At 72.5% G+C, this 15675-nt stretch carries 16 protein-coding genes and 1 pseudogene; 11 read left to right on the top strand and 6 right to left on the bottom strand.

All coding sequences use genetic code 11. The features are described from left to right. Positions 1 to 138: 138 nt before the first annotated feature. Genes ACWCPW_RS21340 through ACWCPW_RS21320 form a run of 5 tightly spaced genes read left to right on the top strand, consistent with a single transcriptional unit; the run spans position 139 to position 5617 of the window. Entirely contained in the window at positions 139 to 1887 is a 1749-nt protein-coding gene (locus ACWCPW_RS21340) for an FAD-dependent oxidoreductase (protein ID WP_449763149.1), read from the top strand. Continuing rightward, positions 1884 to 3425, top strand: a complete 1542-nt coding sequence (locus ACWCPW_RS21335) for an FAD-binding oxidoreductase (protein ID WP_449763148.1) — start codon at positions 1884 to 1886, stop codon at positions 3423 to 3425. Before ACWCPW_RS21340 ends, ACWCPW_RS21335 begins: the two co-directional genes overlap by 4 nt. A gap of 28 nt (positions 3426 to 3453) precedes the next feature. Continuing rightward, complete coding sequence (locus ACWCPW_RS21330) at positions 3454 to 4173, top strand: glycerol-3-phosphate responsive antiterminator (protein ID WP_449763147.1); 720 nt, start codon at positions 3454 to 3456, stop codon at positions 4171 to 4173. Next, positions 4170 to 4490, top strand: coding sequence for a putative quinol monooxygenase (locus ACWCPW_RS21325; protein WP_449763146.1), 321 nt, complete (start codon positions 4170 to 4172; stop codon positions 4488 to 4490). The genes ACWCPW_RS21330 and ACWCPW_RS21325 overlap by 4 nt, the downstream gene beginning before the upstream one ends. Beyond that, positions 4487 to 5617, top strand: a complete 1131-nt coding sequence (locus ACWCPW_RS21320; RefSeq protein WP_449763145.1) for a zinc-binding dehydrogenase — start codon at positions 4487 to 4489, stop codon at positions 5615 to 5617. The genes ACWCPW_RS21325 and ACWCPW_RS21320 overlap by 4 nt, the downstream gene beginning before the upstream one ends. A 148-nt stretch (positions 5618 to 5765) precedes the next feature. Here ACWCPW_RS21320 and ACWCPW_RS21315 read toward each other — a convergent pair whose 3' ends face one another. Both ACWCPW_RS21315 and ACWCPW_RS21310 read right to left on the bottom strand, forming a co-directional pair. Continuing rightward, complete coding sequence (locus ACWCPW_RS21315) at positions 5766 to 6200, bottom strand: DivIVA domain-containing protein (RefSeq protein ID WP_449763208.1); 435 nt, start codon at positions 6198 to 6200, stop codon at positions 5766 to 5768. After that, positions 6198 to 6311: pseudogene (locus ACWCPW_RS21310) on the bottom strand (DivIVA domain-containing protein); the annotation flags it as partial. The pseudogene ACWCPW_RS21310 and the gene ACWCPW_RS21315, both read right to left, overlap by 3 nt. 469 nt (positions 6312 to 6780) lie before the next feature. Between ACWCPW_RS21310 and ACWCPW_RS21305 the strand changes: the two are divergent. Then, on the top strand, positions 6781 to 7950 hold the full coding sequence (locus ACWCPW_RS21305) for a Dyp-type peroxidase (protein ID WP_449763144.1): 1170 nt from the start codon (positions 6781 to 6783) through the stop codon (positions 7948 to 7950). Between the two features lie 91 nt (positions 7951 to 8041). Next, on the top strand, positions 8042 to 8842 hold the full coding sequence (locus tag ACWCPW_RS21300; RefSeq protein WP_449763143.1) for a family 1 encapsulin nanocompartment shell protein: 801 nt from the start codon (positions 8042 to 8044) through the stop codon (positions 8840 to 8842). Between the two features lie 139 nt (positions 8843 to 8981). On the opposite strand, the gene ACWCPW_RS21295 is transcribed toward ACWCPW_RS21300, so the two are convergent. Further along, positions 8982 to 9773, bottom strand: coding sequence for a GNAT family N-acetyltransferase (locus ACWCPW_RS21295; RefSeq protein WP_449763142.1), 792 nt, complete (start codon positions 9771 to 9773; stop codon positions 8982 to 8984). A gap of 74 nt (positions 9774 to 9847) precedes the next feature. After that, positions 9848 to 10597 (bottom strand): tyrosine-protein phosphatase, encoded by a 750-nt coding sequence (locus ACWCPW_RS21290; RefSeq protein ID WP_449763141.1) that lies wholly within the window; start codon positions 10595 to 10597, stop codon positions 9848 to 9850. A gap of 253 nt (positions 10598 to 10850) precedes the next feature. Between ACWCPW_RS21290 and ACWCPW_RS21285 the strand changes: the two genes are divergently transcribed. Together ACWCPW_RS21285 and ACWCPW_RS21280 are read left to right on the top strand one after the other, a co-directional pair. Continuing rightward, positions 10851 to 11645, top strand: a complete 795-nt coding sequence (locus tag ACWCPW_RS21285; RefSeq protein WP_449763140.1) for a hypothetical protein — start codon at positions 10851 to 10853, stop codon at positions 11643 to 11645. Beyond that, positions 11642 to 12283 (top strand): hypothetical protein, encoded by a 642-nt coding sequence (locus ACWCPW_RS21280; protein WP_449763139.1) that lies wholly within the window; start codon positions 11642 to 11644, stop codon positions 12281 to 12283. Before ACWCPW_RS21285 ends, ACWCPW_RS21280 begins: the two co-directional genes overlap by 4 nt. A gap of 194 nt (positions 12284 to 12477) precedes the next feature. On the opposite strand, the gene ACWCPW_RS21275 is transcribed toward ACWCPW_RS21280, so the two are convergent. Then, on the bottom strand, positions 12478 to 12729 hold the full coding sequence (locus ACWCPW_RS21275) for a hypothetical protein (protein WP_449763138.1): 252 nt from the start codon (positions 12727 to 12729) through the stop codon (positions 12478 to 12480). Positions 12730 to 12808: 79 nt separating this feature from the next. Here ACWCPW_RS21275 and ACWCPW_RS21270 point away from each other — a divergent pair, with 79 nt between their 5' ends. Both ACWCPW_RS21270 and ACWCPW_RS21265 read left to right on the top strand, forming a co-directional pair. Next, complete coding sequence (locus ACWCPW_RS21270; protein WP_406299558.1) at positions 12809 to 13162, top strand: ATP-binding protein; 354 nt, start codon at positions 12809 to 12811, stop codon at positions 13160 to 13162. 284 nt (positions 13163 to 13446) lie between these two features. Next, complete coding sequence (locus tag ACWCPW_RS21265; RefSeq protein WP_449763137.1) at positions 13447 to 14178, top strand: hypothetical protein; 732 nt, start codon at positions 13447 to 13449, stop codon at positions 14176 to 14178. A gap of 200 nt (positions 14179 to 14378) precedes the next feature. Here the strand turns inward: ACWCPW_RS21265 and ACWCPW_RS21260 are convergent, their stop codons facing one another. After that, the gene (locus ACWCPW_RS21260; protein ID WP_449763207.1) at positions 14379 to 15215 is read right to left on the bottom strand and encodes an undecaprenyl-diphosphate phosphatase; all 837 of its coding nucleotides are present in this window, start codon (positions 15213 to 15215) and stop codon (positions 14379 to 14381) included. Between the last annotated feature and the right edge of the window lie 460 nt (positions 15216 to 15675).

Raw genomic sequence — 15675 nt, 5'->3', positions numbered from 1 at the left:
GGTCCGGGCCGCCCGGGTCCGGCCCCCGACCATCCACCCCAAACCATCCACCCCCGGCCGGCCGCGAGGCCACCCGCACCACGTACCACCCGGCGGTCCGGTCATCGAACCGTCGGACAGATCCCAGGAGTTGATGTTGTGATCACCTTGCCCGCCCGCAAGCCTCGGCGTGCGCCGGCGGCGGCCACGAGAGGGAAGCCGCTGCTTCTCGACCGCAGCCGGGCCAAGCGCCGACTGGCGGACCACGTGTTCGACGTGCTCGTGATCGGCGGCGGCGTCACCGGCGCCTACGCCGCCCTCGACGCGGCCTCGCGCGGTCTGGACGTGGCCCTGGTGGAGAAGGACGACTTCGCCTCGGGCACCTCCTCCAAGTCGTCCAAGATGGTGCACGGCGGCCTGCGCTACATCGAGCAGGGCAACGTCAACCTGGTCCGGCACTCGCTCCTGGAGCGGCACCGCTTTCGCAAGAACGCGCCGCACCTGGTGCACCGGCTGCCGTTCCTGTTCCCGATCCTGGAGAAGGAGGGCGTCTTCGACGCCCGACTGGCCAAGGGCTTCGAGGGTCTGCTGTGGACCTACGACCTGGTCGGCGGCTGGCGGATCGGCAAGCTGCACCAGCGGCTGACCGTCGACGAAGTGCTCGCACACGCCCCCACGCTGCGCGCGGAGCACCTCAAGGGTGGCCTGATGTACTTCGACGGGCGCGCCGACGACGCGCGACTGGTGCTCACCATCGTGCGCACCGCAGCCGCGCTCGGCGCCACCGTGCTCAACGGCGCCAAGGTGGACCGGGTGCTGGACGAGCGCGGTCGCGCGGCGGGCGCCCGGATCGAGGTGGACGGCGAGCGGTTCGACGTGCGTGCCGCCGCGGTGGTCAACGCGACCGGCGTGTGGAGCGACGCGGTCGACACGATGGCCGACTCCGGACACGACCCGCGGGTACGGCCCGCCAAGGGCGTACACATCGTGGTGCCGTGGAGCAAGGTCCGGATCGACTGCACGGTCACCGTGCCGATCCCGGGCCGGGCCCGGCGCGCCACCTGCACCCGGTGGGGCGACTCGGTCGTGCTGGGCACCACCGACGAGGACTACCAGGGCTCCGTCGACGACGTGCACTGCACCCGCCCGGAGATGGAGTTCCTGCTCGAGGGCGCGAACACCGCGTTCGAGGGCAAGCTCACCCCGGACGACGTGGTCGGCAGCATCGGCGGCCTGCGTCCGCTGGTGGGCAAGAAGGAGGGCGCCACCCTCGACATGAGCCGCGACCACCACATCGACGTCGGACGCGGCGGCATGGTCACCGTCACCGGCGGCAAGCTCACCACCAGCCGGCACATGGGCGAACTGGTGATCGACAAGGTGATGGAGGTGCTCGGCCGCAAGGGCCGCAGCCGCACCGCCAACCTGCCGCTGATCGGCGGCGCCGGCTACGACGCCGAGGCGGTCGCCGCCTCCGGTGGCCTGGCCGCGCACCTGGGCGAGCGTTACGGCACCGAGGCGCGCTTCGTCTCCGACCTGCTCGCCGAGGACGCCACGCTGGCCGAGCCGGTGGTCGCGGGCATGCCGTACATCCGGGCCGAGGTGGTCTACGCGGCCCGCTCGGAGATGGCCCGTTCGGTGGACGACGTGCTCTCCCGCCGTACCCGCTCGCGCCTGTTCGCGCGCGACGCCTCGGCCGCCGCCGCGCCCGAGGTCGGCCGCCTGCTCGGCGCCGAACTGGGCCTGTCCGCCGCGCAGATCGAGCGGCAGGTCGCGGACTACCTCGCGGCCGTCCGGCACGAGAAGGCGGTCCTGCTCGGCGAGTCCGAGGGGCCGGCGGCACCCGCGGCACCCGCAGCACCCGCAGTATCCGCAGCGCTCGACGCACCCCAAGGAGCAGTGAAGTGATCAGCAGGCAGACCATCACCAACCCGTTCAACCGCGGCGACTACATCGTCGGCGCGCCCACGCCGCCCAAATGGGCCCGCAACACCCCGGTCGGCGAGGGCGACGCCTCGCTCCAGGGCGCCGTCGTCGAGGTCCCCGAGTCGGTGATCGAGGACCTGCGCGGCGTCGCCAAGGCGGTGTACACCGACCGCGCCGACGTGGTCGCCCGCACCCGCGACTGGTGGGCGGGCACCATGATCGGCGAGACCGACGGCCGCCCGGCCACCCCGGACGCGGTCGTGGTCGAGGTGATCGACGCCGACCAGGTCGCCGCCGTCCTGCGGATCTGCAACGCGGCCGGCATCCCGGTCACCGCCTCCGCCGGCCGCAGCAACGTCACCGGCGCGGCCCTGCCCGTGCACGGCGGCGTCGTGCTCGACCTGTGCGCACTGAACCGGATCGTGTCGTTCGACGCCGAGTCGCTCGTCGTCGACGTGGAAGCAGGCATGTTCGGCGACCTGTTCGAAAAGGAACTCCAGGAGACCTACGGCGCCACCACCGGCCACTGGCCGTCCGCGTTCGCCGTCTCCACGGTCGGCGGCTGGATCGCCTGCCGCGGCGCCGGCCAACTCTCCACGCGCTACGGCAAGATCGAGGACATGGTCGTCGGCATCGACGTCGTGCACGCCGACGGCACCCGGGCCACCTACGGCGACTACCCGCGCGCCGCCACCGGCCCCGACCTGCGGCAGATCTTCATCGGCTCGGAGGGCACGCTCGGGGTGATCACCTCCGCCCGGATCCGGGTGCACCCGCTGCCCACCTACGCCAAGGCGCTCGCGTTCGGCTTCGAGACCTTCGCCGAGGGCCTGGACGCGTGCCGCAAGATCATGCAGCGCGGCGCCACTCCGGCCGTGCTGCGCCTGTACGACAAGCTGGAGAGCGGGGTGCACTTCGACCACCCCGCGACCAACCTGCTGCTGATCGCGGACGAGGGCGACCCGATCCTGGTCGACGCGATGCTGAAGGTCAGCGAGGAGGTCTGCCTCGCCTACGGTCCCGAACTCGACAGCGACGCGGTGTTCGAGCGCTGGCTCAAGGATCGGATGCTGGTCGGCAAGTCCTCCGACGGCTTCACCCCCGGCCCCGGCTTCGTCGCCGACACGCTGGAGATCGCCGGGTCGTGGACCGCGCTGGCCGAGGTGTACGACGAGGTGGTCGCGGCGATCCAGTCGGTGCCGGGCACGCTGGCCGCGTCCGCGCACCAGTCGCACGCGTACACCGACGGCGCGTGCGTGTACTTCTCGCTGCGCGGCGACGTGGACCGGCCCAGGCGGCGCGAGTGGTACCGCGCGGTGTGGGACGCGGCCAACGAGGTGCTGATCCGCCAGGGCGCGGCGCTGAGCCACCACCACGGCTGCGGCCTGCTGCGCGGCCCGTACCTGCCGGCCGCGCTCGGCGCCGGCTTCGACACGTTCGCCAAGGTCAAGGACACCCTGGACCCGGTCGGAATACTCAATCCTGGCAAACTGGGCCTTCCCGACCGCTTCGACGCGTGAGGCGGACCAGACCCGACGCAGGTAGGTCATGAACGCCAGTCAACGCCCCGCGAGCGGGCCCCGAATGTCCTCCGTGCTGTCCTCCGCCTTCGCCGAGGTCCCGGTCATCGCGTCGATCATCGGACCCCAGCGATTGCAGAACTTCCTCGGCGCGCCGGCGAAGGTGTGCATCCTCGCGTCCATCCCGGTCGGGCAGTTGCCGAACATCGTGCAACTGCTCGGCAAGGCGGGAAAGACGGTGTTCGTCAACGTGGACAGCTGCCCGGGCCTGGCCCAGGACAAGGGCGCCCTGGAGTTCCTCAAGGCGATGGGCGCGCACGGCATGGTCAGCACCCGGCTCTCGCTGATGGAGAAGGGCCGCCCGCTCGGGCTGCTGACCATGCAGAAGGTGTTCGTCACCGACCGCTCCAACATGCGCCGCAGCACCGACGCGATCGCCCGCGGCGGACCCGACCTGGTCGAGATCATGCCGTCGGTGATCGTGGCCCGGATGACCCCCGAGGCCAAGCGCGCGATGTCGCCGTTCGTCGCCGCCGGCTTCGTGGAGACCGCCGAGGACGCGGCCGCCGCGCTCGCGCTCGGCGCGGTCGCGGTGGCCACGTCCGACCCCCGGTTGTGGGACCTGCGCCGCGACACGCTCGCGGCGCTCGGGTCCGCAACCCGCGCGAGTGCATCCCGCGCGAGTGCATCCCAGGCAAGTGCATCCCAGGCAAGTGCAATCCAGGCAAGTAGGAGAAACACATCGTGAGTTATGTCGTCGTCGCCCGCTACCGCACGAACCCCGACGCGCACGAGCGGGTCCTGACGCTGCTCGACGAGATGACCCGGCGCTCGCTGGCCGAACCCGGTTGCCGCGGCTACCGCGTGCACCAGGGCGTCGAGGACGCGCGGACGATCGTGTTGTACGAGGAGTACGACGCCGAGGCCGACTTCACCGCGCACTGCGCCTCCGAGCACTTCCGCGACATCGTGCTCGGGCAGGTGGTGCCGCTGTTGGAGAGCCGGGACGTCGTACGGCTCAGCCCCCGGGTCGCAGCGGTGGGCGTCGACGAGGCCGCCCGATGAGGACGAAGGCAGCCGTCCTGCGCGGGATATCGCGGGAGCGTCCGTATCAGGCGAGCCGACCCGTCGTGATCGAGGAACTCGAACTCGGCGACCCGCGCGAGGGCGAGGTGCTGGTGCGGATCGCCGCCGCGAGCCTGTGCCACTCCGACCTGTCCGTGGTCAACGGCGACCGGGTCCGGCCACTGCCGATGGCGCTCGGGCACGAGGCGGTCGGCGTGGTCGAGGCGGTCGGGCCCGGCGTGGACCGGGTCGCGACGGGCGAGCACGTCGCACTCGTGTTCGTGCCGAGCTGCGGCCACTGCAAGCGCTGTGACGAGGGCCGACCGGCGTTGTGCTCGGTCGCCGCGTCGGCCAACGGTTCGGGCGGGCTGCTGCACGGGCCCGCGCTGCTGCGGGACGCCGCGGGCGAGGTGGTGCACCACCAGCTCGGGGTGTCCGCGTTCGCCGAATTCGCGGTGGTGGCGCAGGAGTCGGTGGTACCGATCCCGCGCGACGTGCCGTTCGAGGTGGCCTCGATGTTCGGCTGCGCGGTGCTCACCGGCGCGGGAGCGGTGATCAACACGGCGGAGGTACGTCCGGGCCAGTCGGTCGCGGTGTTCGGCCTCGGCGGGGTCGGGCTGTCCGCGGTGCTCGGCGCGCGGGCGGCCGGCGCGTACCCGATCGTCGCGGTCGACCCGGTGCCGGCCAAGCGCGAACTCGCGCTGCGCCTGGGCGCCTCGCACGCGTACGACCCGGCCGACGCGGTCACCGCGATCCGCGACCTCACCGCCGGCGGCGCGGACGTCGCGATCGAGGCGGTCGGCAGCGCGGCCGTGGTCGCGGACTGCCTGGCCGCGGTGGACCGCGGCGGCCGGGTGGTCTCGGTCGGCCTGCCCGCGCCCGGCCGCGCGCTGGACGCGGTGCCGGCCCTGGCCTTCGCGGGCGAGGGCAAGTCGCTGATCGGTTCGTACATGGGCGACGCGGTGCCGCGCCGCGACATCCCGCGCTACCTGGCCCTGTGGCGGGCCGGCCTGATGCCGGTCGAGCACCTGCACACCGGGACGGTGGCGCTGACCGACCTCAACGAGGCGATGGAGGCGCTGGCGAGCGGCGAGGCGATCCGGCAGGTGATCCGGACGGGGGCGTAAGGGGCGGAGTGAGCGCCGGGGTCCCCGCCGGCTCCGGTGTCCTCGCTCGGTCCGCTGTCCCCGCTGGGTCCGGTATCGCTGCTCGGACCGGTGTCCCGCCGGGTCCGGTGTCCCCACCGAGTCCGGTGTCACGTGCGGTGCGGTGTGCTCAGTCCGGTGTCGCGTCGTCGAGGCGGCGGCGGATCAGCAGGTCGGCGGCTCGATCGCGCCAGGCGTCCACCTGGGCGCGGTCGTAGCCGCGCCGGGTGATCTCGAAGCGGTCGGCGAGGACCTCCTCCGCGGACAGGCGCACCCGGTTCCGGAGCGCCTCGCCGACGCGGGCCACCAGCGCGTCGACCTCGTCCCGGCCGTAGCCGCGCCGGACCGGATCGAAGCGCTCCCCGGCCGGGCGCAGCGTCACCGCCTTCACGTCGGCCTCGGCCCGCGCCTCGGCGAAGCGGTCTACCGCGTCCGGCGTCCCGACCGCGTCCGCCCTCCCGGCCGAGTCGGCCGCCCGGTCCGGGTTCGCCGTGCCGTTCGAACGCCACGGCCCGTCCGGCCCGCGCCCGCCGTCGAAGCCCCAGGCCCCGGCCCGCGCCGCCAACCTGGCCTCGATCTCGTCGAGCGCCGCGTCCACCTCGTCCTCGTCGTAGCCCTCGCGCAGCCGCACCGTGGTGAACTGCTGCTCGCGCACCTGGGTCGGCGTCAGCGGGATCGCGGCCGTGCCGTCCAGGCTGCTGCGCACCAGTGCCAGGAACGCGTCCACGTCGGCGATCGCGTACCCCTCACGCAGCCGCGTCCGCGTGAAGCTCCACTCCATCCGTGCCCCCAAGCACTCGCTGCCCCACCCGTTCGACCTCGTTCGCGAAGGCTACAACCGTGTTGCCGCCGCCACGCGGACGACGAAGGACAAGATCGAATCGGCCGCATCGCCGGTCCGGGCAGGTTTGCCGGCCGGGCGATCCGTCGATGGTGCAGGGGGTGGCGGCGAGTGACGGCGAGGCCGGATCCGGCGCGCTCGGCGCGGGTCCGCGGCCGCCGGGCCGGCGGCGTTCGTCGAGCGTGCCGGGACCCGTCGCGCCGTCGTCGCGCCGCCATCGTCGTCAGCGCCGACACCACCTGTACCACCTGCATCACCCGCACCACTGTTACCAGCGTCACCATCGGGCGAGGAGCCACGCACCATGACCCAGCCTCGGGAGACCGCGCCGCCGGACCTGCCCCAGCCGCAGCCGATCCTGGGCCTGCCGGCCAAGTCGGCGATGTTCATGGTCCTGACCGTCGACGCGGGCGCCGAGGCGGAGGACACCGTCCGCGACTTCCTGGCCGACCTGGCCGGACTGCGCCGATCGGTCGGGTTCCGGATTCCGGACGGCGACCTCCAGTGTGTGGTCGGGATCGGCTCGCACGCGTGGGACCGGCTGTTCGAGGGGCCGCGCCCGGCGGAACTGCACCCGTTCCGGGAGTTGGCGGGTGCCAAGCACCGGGCCGTGTCCACGCCGGGCGACCTGCTCCTGCACCTGCGCGCGCGGACGATGGACCTGTGCTTCGAACTGGCCACCGTGATCATGGACCGGCTGGCCGGCGCGGCGACGGTCGTCGACGAGGTGCACGGGTTCAAGTACTTCGACCAGCGGGACCTGATGGGCTTCGTGGACGGTACGGAAAACCCGGAGGGGCGGGACGCGTTCGCGGCGATCACGGTCACCGCCGAGGACGACCCGGACTTCGCCGGCGCCAGCTATGTGATCGTGCAGAAGTACCTGCACGACATGCGCGCGTGGAACGCGCTGCCCGTGGAGGCGCAGGAGAAGGTGATCGGCCGGACCAAGCTGTCCGACATCGAACTGCCCGACGCGATCAAGCCGATCGACTCGCACGTCGCGCTGAACACGATCACCGATCCGGACGGCACCGAGCGCGACATCCTGCGCGACAACATGCCGTTCGGGACGGTGGGCAGCGGCGAGTTCGGCACCTACTTCATCGGCTACTCCAGCACGCCGAGCGTCACCGAGCAGATGTTGCGGAACATGTTCATCGGCAGGCCGGTGGGCACGTACGACCGGATCCTGGACTTCTCGACGGCGGTCACCGGCGGGCTGTTCTTCGTGCCCACCGCGGATTTCCTGGCGGATCCGCCCGGGCCGCCGGCGCCGGCCGCATCGCGCGCGGCGTCCGCCGGGGCGGAGCAGGTCGAGCCGGTGGTGCTGCCCGCGCCGACGCCGGATCCGTCCGCGGCCGTTCCCGCGTCGGGCGACTCGGCCGACGGTTCGCTCGGGATCGGTGGCCTGGGTGCGGACGCGGGGGCGGGGGCGGACGCGCAGGCCCGGGCCGGGGTGGGTCCCGGCTAGCCGTTCCGTGCGTTCGTTCCATTCCATTCCTTTCGTCCGTTCCGCCGCACCCAAGCCGCCGCATCGACCCGGAAAGCAGGAGCCACACCTCATGAACAATCTCCACCGCGAGCTCGCCCCCGTCTCCGACGCCGCGTGGGCGGACCTCGAGGACGAGGCCAGGCGTACGTTCAAGCGGCACGTCGCGGGGCGCCGGGTCGTGGACGTACAGGGGCCGGACGGCAGCGAGGCGGCCGGTGTGGGTACCGGGCACCTGACCGATCTCGCGCCGCCCGCCGACGGAGTCCGGGCGCGCAGCCGGGACTTTCGCCCGCTGATCGAGCTGCGGGTGCCGTTCACGGTGACGCGCGGTGCGGTGGACGCGGTCGAGCGCGGTGCCAAGGACGCGGACTGGCAGCCGGTCAAGGACGCCGCGCGCAAGATGGCGTTCACCGAGGACCGGCTGATCTTCGAGGGCTACCCGGCCGCGTCGATCGAGGGCATCCGGGCGGCGGCCACCAATGAACCGGTGACGCTGCCGATGGACGTGCGCGAATACCCCGACGCGGTCAGCCGCGCGCTCACCGAACTGCGGCTGGCGGGCGTCAACGGGCAGTATCAGCTCGTGCTGGGGCCCCAGGCGTACACGGCGGTCAACGAGGCGGCCGACCACGGCTACCCGATCCGCCAGCACCTGACCCGGATCCTGGGCGGCGAGCCGATCTGGGCGCCCGCGATCGAGGGGGCGTTCGTGCTGTCCACCCGAGGCGGCGACTACGAGCTGCGGTTGGGCCAGGATCTGTCGATCGGCTACCTCTCGCACGACGATGACGACATCCGGCTGTACTTCCAGGAGACGCTGACCTTCCTGATGTACACGGGCGAGGCCGCGATCGCGTTCGCTCGGCCATAGGCGGGGGCTTCCGGCCGCCGTCGGCGGGCGATTCGGCTTCGCCGGCGGGGGGCGGTGCGCGAGCGGCGGGGATGCGCTCGCCCGGCCGGACCGGTGTCCCGGACCGTGCCCTGGTCAGGGCGGGTCAGGTCAGGTCAGGTCAGGCCGGGACGAGGTCGAGTTGGATCTGGGATTCCGTGTCGGAGAAGCCGAGGGCTCGGTAGAGGTCGATGGCCAGGTAGGCGGGGTCGGCGACGATGACCAGGTGGTCGGCGGACCAGTGGGTCCGGGCGTGCCGGGCCGCGGTGTGGATCAAGGTGGTGGCCAGGCCCTGGTTGCGGTGGTCCGGGTGGGTGGCGACGGTTTGGTAGCGGGCCAGGCCCCCGCCGTCGGTGAACAGGCCCAGGCCCGCGCGGAGGCGGCCGTTCTCGAAGGCGCCGAACCAGGCCCCGTGACCGCGGGCCTGGAGGTCGCGGAAGCCGGCCAGGCGGCGGGCGGCGAACTCGCGGTATTCACCGGCGGCGTAACCGGGATTGCCGGCCTCGCTGAGCGCCAGGGCCTGGGCCCAGTCGTCGTCGGAGTCGGCCACGCGGAACGTCGCGGTGGTGTTGGGGCGCGCGGGAGGGCGGAGCGAGGTCGCGGTCAGGACCGTGCTGCGCTCGACGGACAGGTGCGCGGCGGCCAGCTCGCTCGGGTCGCCGGCGGCACCCGCCGTGCCGTCGACGCCGAGTGCCACGTGGGCCGCGTCGGGGAATTCACGGCGGAAGGTGTCGATCCAGCCGGCCGCCGTGCCCGGGGCCGGCGGCGCGGCCAGGAGGAGGTAGTTGCCCCAATGGAAGGTGGGATTGGCCGGGGTTCGCACGACCAGGTGGTCGTCCCGCTCCTCGACGTGGCTGCCCTGGAGGGTGAGCAGCATCAGGTCGGTGCGGTAGGCGAGGGAGGTCACGTTCATCGGGTCACCCCACCACACCGGGCCGCCGGCGGGAGGGGTAATTTCCTCGATCGCGGCGTCACCTCAGCCGGAGGTCACGCGGCGGGTTCGAGCAACGCCTCGCGCAGCGCCTTGATCTCGGCCTCGGTGAAGCCCAGTTGATCGGTGACGTAGGCCCGCAGTGAGCCGTACGTCGTGGCCAGGCCCGCCAGGAACAGTTCCATCACCTCCGCCGGTGCCCGGCCGAAGCCCGGCCAGCGGGGCGAGGCGCCGCCGCGTTCGGCCTGCCAGTCGGCGAGCAGGCGCGCCGTGGCCAGTTCGGTCAGCGCGAAGTCGGCGACGATGTCCTCGTCGGAGACGCCGAGCAGGGCCAGTACCAGCGCGGCGATCAGGCCGGTGCGGTCCTTGCCGGACGCGCAGTGGAAGACCACCGGCGCGGACTCGGCCGCCGCGATCACGGCCAGCGCCGCGCGGATCTCCTCGACGCCGTCCTCGGCGACCTCGGCGAACCGGGCGGCGAGGTACGGGCCGGGCAGCACGTCCTCGGCCAAGTCGGGCTGGTTGTACGGACGGTGCTCGATGCTGAGGTTGTGGTAGGCGAGGGACTCGTGCTCGGGCACGCGGCCCCGATACTCGATCTCCTGGGGGTAGCGCAGGTCGATGACCGTGCGGACGCCCAACGCCAGGAAGGCGTCCCAGTCCGCGCCCTCGAGCTTGCCGAGCGAGTCGGATCGGTACAGCGCGCCCCATCGCACGGTCCGGCCGTCGGCGGTCCGGTAGCCGCCGAGGTCGCGGAAGTTGTGCAGGCGCGCGAAGTCGATGTGACGCCGATTCGGTTGGTTCATCGGCTCAGCATATTGTCCGCTCCGAGCCCCGGTTCTTGCGCCGGGTGGAAGGAATCGCCCGCCGGGCCGCCGGGCCTGCGGGCCTGCCGCGTCCGCCGTGCCTGCCGCGCCCGCCGCGCCCGCCGCGCCCGCCGCCGAGGCTCGGCCGGCCGGGCGGCCCGGTGGTGGTCTGTGCGCCTCGCGCCAAGGGTGGGGTTCGGTGCCGGATGTGGCAGGCTCGTGGGTCTACGCTCCGCGAATCGAAAGCAGGACCATGTCCGGCACCAACCACATCGCCCAGGCCGATCAAGCAGTGCGCGAGGGGCGGATGGACGCCGCCGTCAAGCTGTACCTGGAAGCCGCCGACGCCGGTGTGCCCGAAGCCCGTCGCAAGGCCGGCGAGCTGATGTTCGCGGGCGGCGACGAAACCGCCGAGGCGATCCTGCGCGAGGCGCTGGCGGAGGGCGACGCCGAGGCGGTGGACGCGCTCAGCGAGTTGTTGGAGGTCACCGGCCGACCGGACGCCGCCGTCGACCTGCTGACCGAGCGGCACCGGCTGGGCGAGTCGCGGTGGGCGCTGCCGATCGCCAACCTGCTGGCCGACGCGCTGGACGAGCCGGAGGCGGCCGAGCGCTGGTACGTCAGCGCGCTCGAAGCCGGCGACCCCGACGCGCCGAACGACTTCGCCGCCTTCCTCCAGGACTTCGACCGCGCCGCCGAGGCGGAGGCGTTGCTGCGCCCGGCGGCGGAGGGCGGCGACGAGTTCGCGATGGCCAACCTCGGCCGGCTGCTGCTCAACGGCGACGCGGTCGACGACGGCATCGCGTGGCTGACCCGCGCGGTCGAGGCCGGCCAGGAGGACGCGCTGGTCGACCTCGGCGACGCCGAGCTGGACGCGGGCCGGATCGAGGCCGCGCGGGAGCACATCCGGCGTGCGCTCGACGCGGGCATCGAGGGTTCGCGCCTGCTGTACGCGCACCTGCTCGACCGCGAGGGCGCGGACACCGGCGAGGTCGAGGCGGCCTACCGCGCCGCGGTCGAGGCGGGCGACGTGGAGGTCGAGCAATGAGGCGCGCGGCGCTCGCGGTGACCGTGGCCGCGTTGATCGGGGTCGGCGCGTGCGGCCCCGGCGACGACAAGGACGCCAAGGCCGAGCCGTCCGCGACGCCGTCGACCACACACTCGGCCCGGCCCGGCGAGATCCGCGACCAGAAGGCACACGTCTCGTACGTGTTGCCACCGGGCTGGTACGCCAAGCCGCCGGACACGGTGGTCGGCCTGTACTCCTCCGTCGCCTCCACGGTCGACCCCAAGACCGTGAACCCCACGGCCAAGCCGACGGTCGACCCGAACAACCCGCTCGGGACGTTCATGGTCGGCGTGGTGGACACCAAGGTGTACGCGGCCAAGTCGCGCTCGATGCCGGAGATGGCCGAGACCGTGGGCCGGGCCCAGCTCGAACTGATATACCCGGCCAAGGCCCAGGACACGGTCCGCTCCAGCGAGGCGGCCCGACTCGACGGCCGCAACGCGTGGCTGATGGACATCGAGTGCACTCCCGAGGACAAGAACGTGGCACCGTTCCGGCTGCGGGTCACCGTGATCGACACCGGGACGGTGCCGATCTACATGCTGTCCTCGGCACCGAGCAGCGCCGGCGAACGCTTCCGCGAGATCGAGTCGATCGAGCGCTCGGTGCGGTTCTGACGGAGGACGGGCGACGGGACGCGCGGAGGACGGGCGACGGGGCGCGCGCAGGACGGGCGACGGGACGCGAAAAACGCACGCCTCCGCGCGCCGTTCGGCTCGCCCATCGCGCGCCGTCCCGCGCCCGTTCACTCCCCTCGGCGCGCCCGACACGGCCCGGGAATTCGCCGCCGTACGCTCGTCGCCCGCTCCCGTCACACCGCCGATAGGGTGGGTGTGACCTGCGGATTCGGTGAACTGCCGGGCTCGGATGGCTGGTTGGCGTCATACGCGCGGGTTGTCCGGCGCGACTCGCGGGTTTCTTTGCCAAGCGATCCGCCCGGAAGGCGCTCGGATTCGGTAACTTCCAAGTGGTCCACCGATCTTGCCGCGGTTTCTACCAGATCGCGGGCGCTCGGCGACCGATAATCGCAGTTCGGGCCCGTTTCCAGGGTGTATTCGATCACGGTGCTCTCAGCAGCCCGACCGACTGGAGGGGGAGACGTGGCCACCACCGTGTCCAGAACGCGCTCGACCGTACGACTCGTGTCGAAACCACAAACCGTCTCCGCCGCCCGCGCGCATGTGCGGCGCTTCTGCGAGCGGGTCGGGTTCGAGTCCGACGATCCGGTCCGCGTCACCTCCGAACTGGCCTCGAACGCCGTCGAGCACGCCGGGGACTACGGCGACTACGAGGTGTCCGCGTCGTTGCACGGCCGAGTCCTGTGGGTGGAGGTCCTCGACTGTCTGCCGTGTTCGCTGCCGTCCCCCGTCGAGGTACTGGAGGACGCCGAGGCCGGCCGCGGCCTGCTCGTGGTCGCCGCGCTCACCCACCGCTTCAAGGTGGAGCTGCGCACCAGCGGACGCAAGGCGGTGTGTGCCGGGTTCGAGGGCGACTGAGCCCGCCCGATACGGTCGGCCTCGTACCGGCGCGCGGGCGTACGGGCGGTCGGGCGGTCGAGAGACCGCGCGCACGACGCCCCTCCGCCCACGCGCCCGTCGACCGACGTGTCGTGACGGGGGAGGAGCGGGCTCGGATGGTGTTCGGCAGGCGCAGAGCGCGCACCGAGACGGAACCGGAGACGGGGCCGACGGAAACCACGGCGGGGACTTCGCGGGCGCCTTCGCACGCGCCTTCGTACGCGCCTTCGCCTGCGCCTTCGTCGGCGACGGAATCGGCGGAGATGTTGGAGACGGGGCTGCGGTCGGAGTCGGAGCCGAGGCCGGATTCCGCCGGGCCCGGGTCGAACGCGTCGGGCGCGCCGGTGCACGGGGCGGACGCCGCCTCGACCCCCGAGGACGCGACCGACTGGCAGCGGGTCACCGCGTTCCGGTACGGCTCGCTCGCCTCGGCGAAGTCCCGCTCCACCACGCCCACACCCGGTTCGACCGTCGGCATCCGGATTCTCCGGGGCGGCGGTTCGGACGCCTTCTTCACCCCCTGCGCGTTCGCCGGTGACGACCGCCGCTCGCTGTACCTGCCGGACGGCAGTCTGCTCTGCACGGTGGACGCCGCCGAGACGATCGACGGCGTACGCCACGATCGGGTCCGGGCCGCCGACGGACAACCGGTCGGCACCATCCGCCGGATCCCGCCCGCTCGTCGCCTGCTCAAGCACACGTGGCGGATCGACCAACCCGGCCGGCCCGAGATCGTCGGCCGCAACCTCTTCGCCACGACCGATCCGCGCAGGCTGGCGGCGCACACGGCGGACACCGCGCTCAGCCTCACCTTCGACACGCTGCTCTCCGGCCCCGACGGCTCCCTCGGCCCGGTCCGCCCACGTGTCCTCGCCTGGAAGGCCGCGGGCGACCTCGTCATGACAACGGACGGCCGCCACCAGCCGGTCCGCGTCCTGGCCCCTTGGATCGACCGCCGACTTGCCTTCACCTTCGCCATGCTCGGCGACGAGTGAGGAACCGGCCGGGCGGGCGGAAGGCCGGGCGTGGGGGTGAAGGCGTGCGGTGAGTGGGCGGGCGAGTCACCGGGACGAATGGGCGGATGACGCGAGACGCCCGGGCCGGTCGTGCGTAGGGGTACGCGCAACGGGCCCGGGCGGCCGGCCCGGAGCCGGTGGGAGGCCGACGAGGCCGAGCGGGGCAGGGGTGGCGTGGGCTACTTCGTGGCTCCTGACGTCGGCTCCAGCGTGCCGAAGGCGACCAGGCCCAGGACGATCAGACCCAGCGTCACGCGGTAGGCGACGAAGACGGTGAAGCTGTGCGTGCTGATGTACTTCAGGAACCACGCGATCGCCGCGTAGCCGACCACGAAGGCGACCACCGTGGCCAGGATCGTCGGCCCCCACGCCGGCGCCGGCCCCTCGCCGATCTTGAACAACTCCAGCCCCCCGGAGGCCAGCACCGCCGGGATGGCCAGCAGGAACGAGTACCGCGCCGCGACCTCGCGCCGGTATCCCATCAGCAGGCCCGCCGTGACCGTACCGCCCGAGCGCGAGACGCCGGGGATCAGCGCGAGCGACTGCGCGAAGCCGTAGATCAACGACTCCTTGCCGTTGAGCTTGTCCATCCCCCGGTTGTTCAACGCCATCCGGTCCGCGAACAGCAGGATCAGACCGAACACGATCAGCGTCGTGCCGATCAGCCGCAGGTCGCGGAACGTGGTCTCGATGGTGTCCTGGAACACCAGGCCCAGAACCCCGATCGGCAACGTGCCGACGATGATGTACCAGCCCATGCGCGCGTCGAGTTCGCCGCGCAGGGACGGGGTGTACAGCGATTTCACCCAGGTCCCGACGATGTTGCCGATGTCCTTGCGGAAGTAGATCAGGACGGCGGTCTCCGTCCCGATCTGGGTCACGGCGGTGAACGCCGAGCCCGGGTCCTCCCAGCCGGCGAACGCCGACACGATGCGCAGGTGCGCGCTGGAGGAGATCGGCAGGAACTCGGTGAGCCCCTGGACCAAGCCGAGTACAACGGCCTCGAACCAACCGATCACCGGACGACTCCGAGGGACGTAAGAGGGATGCGGATCATGCCGGCAACGGTAGCGGCGGCCCACGGTGCGTCAGGTGGACGCCACATGGCCGAAATTGGACGGAACGGTAACGGCTGCGCCGCCGGTACGCATCGGCGGGCGAATCGACCGAGGTGGCGTGGGGTGCGGGTGGTCTGCGCGGGGTGTGCGATCGGGGCGTCGCGGCTGATCGGGGGTGATCGGGGACGCCGGCCCGGTTGTTGTTGTGTTCGGCCGCGCGACGACGAGCCGGTGGCGGTGGCCCGCGTGGCGGCCTTCCCGGCGGAGCAGGGGTAGGGGAGCGTCGGCGCCCAGGGCGTGCCGTGCCTTCCATCGCCTGACGGGGGAGTGCGGACACGCCCCGGGCCGGTCCGGTGTGGGCGGGCGTTCTTTCGGCGGTGGGGGTGGATATGCGGTTGCCCGGGGCCGGGAGGGGTCG

Source organism: Embleya sp. NPDC001921, from assembly GCF_053594475.1.
This window is presented reverse-complemented; position numbering and strand designations above follow the sequence as displayed.

Coding starts and splice junctions, on each gene's coding strand:
- ACWCPW_RS21330 (WP_449763147.1), top strand. CDS start 3,454: ATGAACGCCAGTCAACGCCCCGCGAGCGGGCCCCGAATGTCCTCCGTG.
- ACWCPW_RS21320 (WP_449763145.1), top strand. CDS start 4,487: ATGAGGACGAAGGCAGCCGTCCTGCGCGGGATATCGCGGGAGCGTCCG.
- ACWCPW_RS21305 (WP_449763144.1), top strand. CDS start 6,781: ATGACCCAGCCTCGGGAGACCGCGCCGCCGGACCTGCCCCAGCCGCAG.
- ACWCPW_RS21300 (WP_449763143.1), top strand. CDS start 8,042: ATGAACAATCTCCACCGCGAGCTCGCCCCCGTCTCCGACGCCGCGTGG.
- ACWCPW_RS21295 (WP_449763142.1), bottom strand. CDS start 9,773: ATGAACGTGACCTCCCTCGCCTACCGCACCGACCTGATGCTGCTCACC.
- ACWCPW_RS21290 (WP_449763141.1), bottom strand. CDS start 10,597: ATGAACCAACCGAATCGGCGTCACATCGACTTCGCGCGCCTGCACAAC.
- ACWCPW_RS21285 (WP_449763140.1), top strand. CDS start 10,851: ATGTCCGGCACCAACCACATCGCCCAGGCCGATCAAGCAGTGCGCGAG.
- ACWCPW_RS21280 (WP_449763139.1), top strand. CDS start 11,642: ATGAGGCGCGCGGCGCTCGCGGTGACCGTGGCCGCGTTGATCGGGGTC.
- ACWCPW_RS21265 (WP_449763137.1), top strand. CDS start 13,447: ATGTTGGAGACGGGGCTGCGGTCGGAGTCGGAGCCGAGGCCGGATTCC.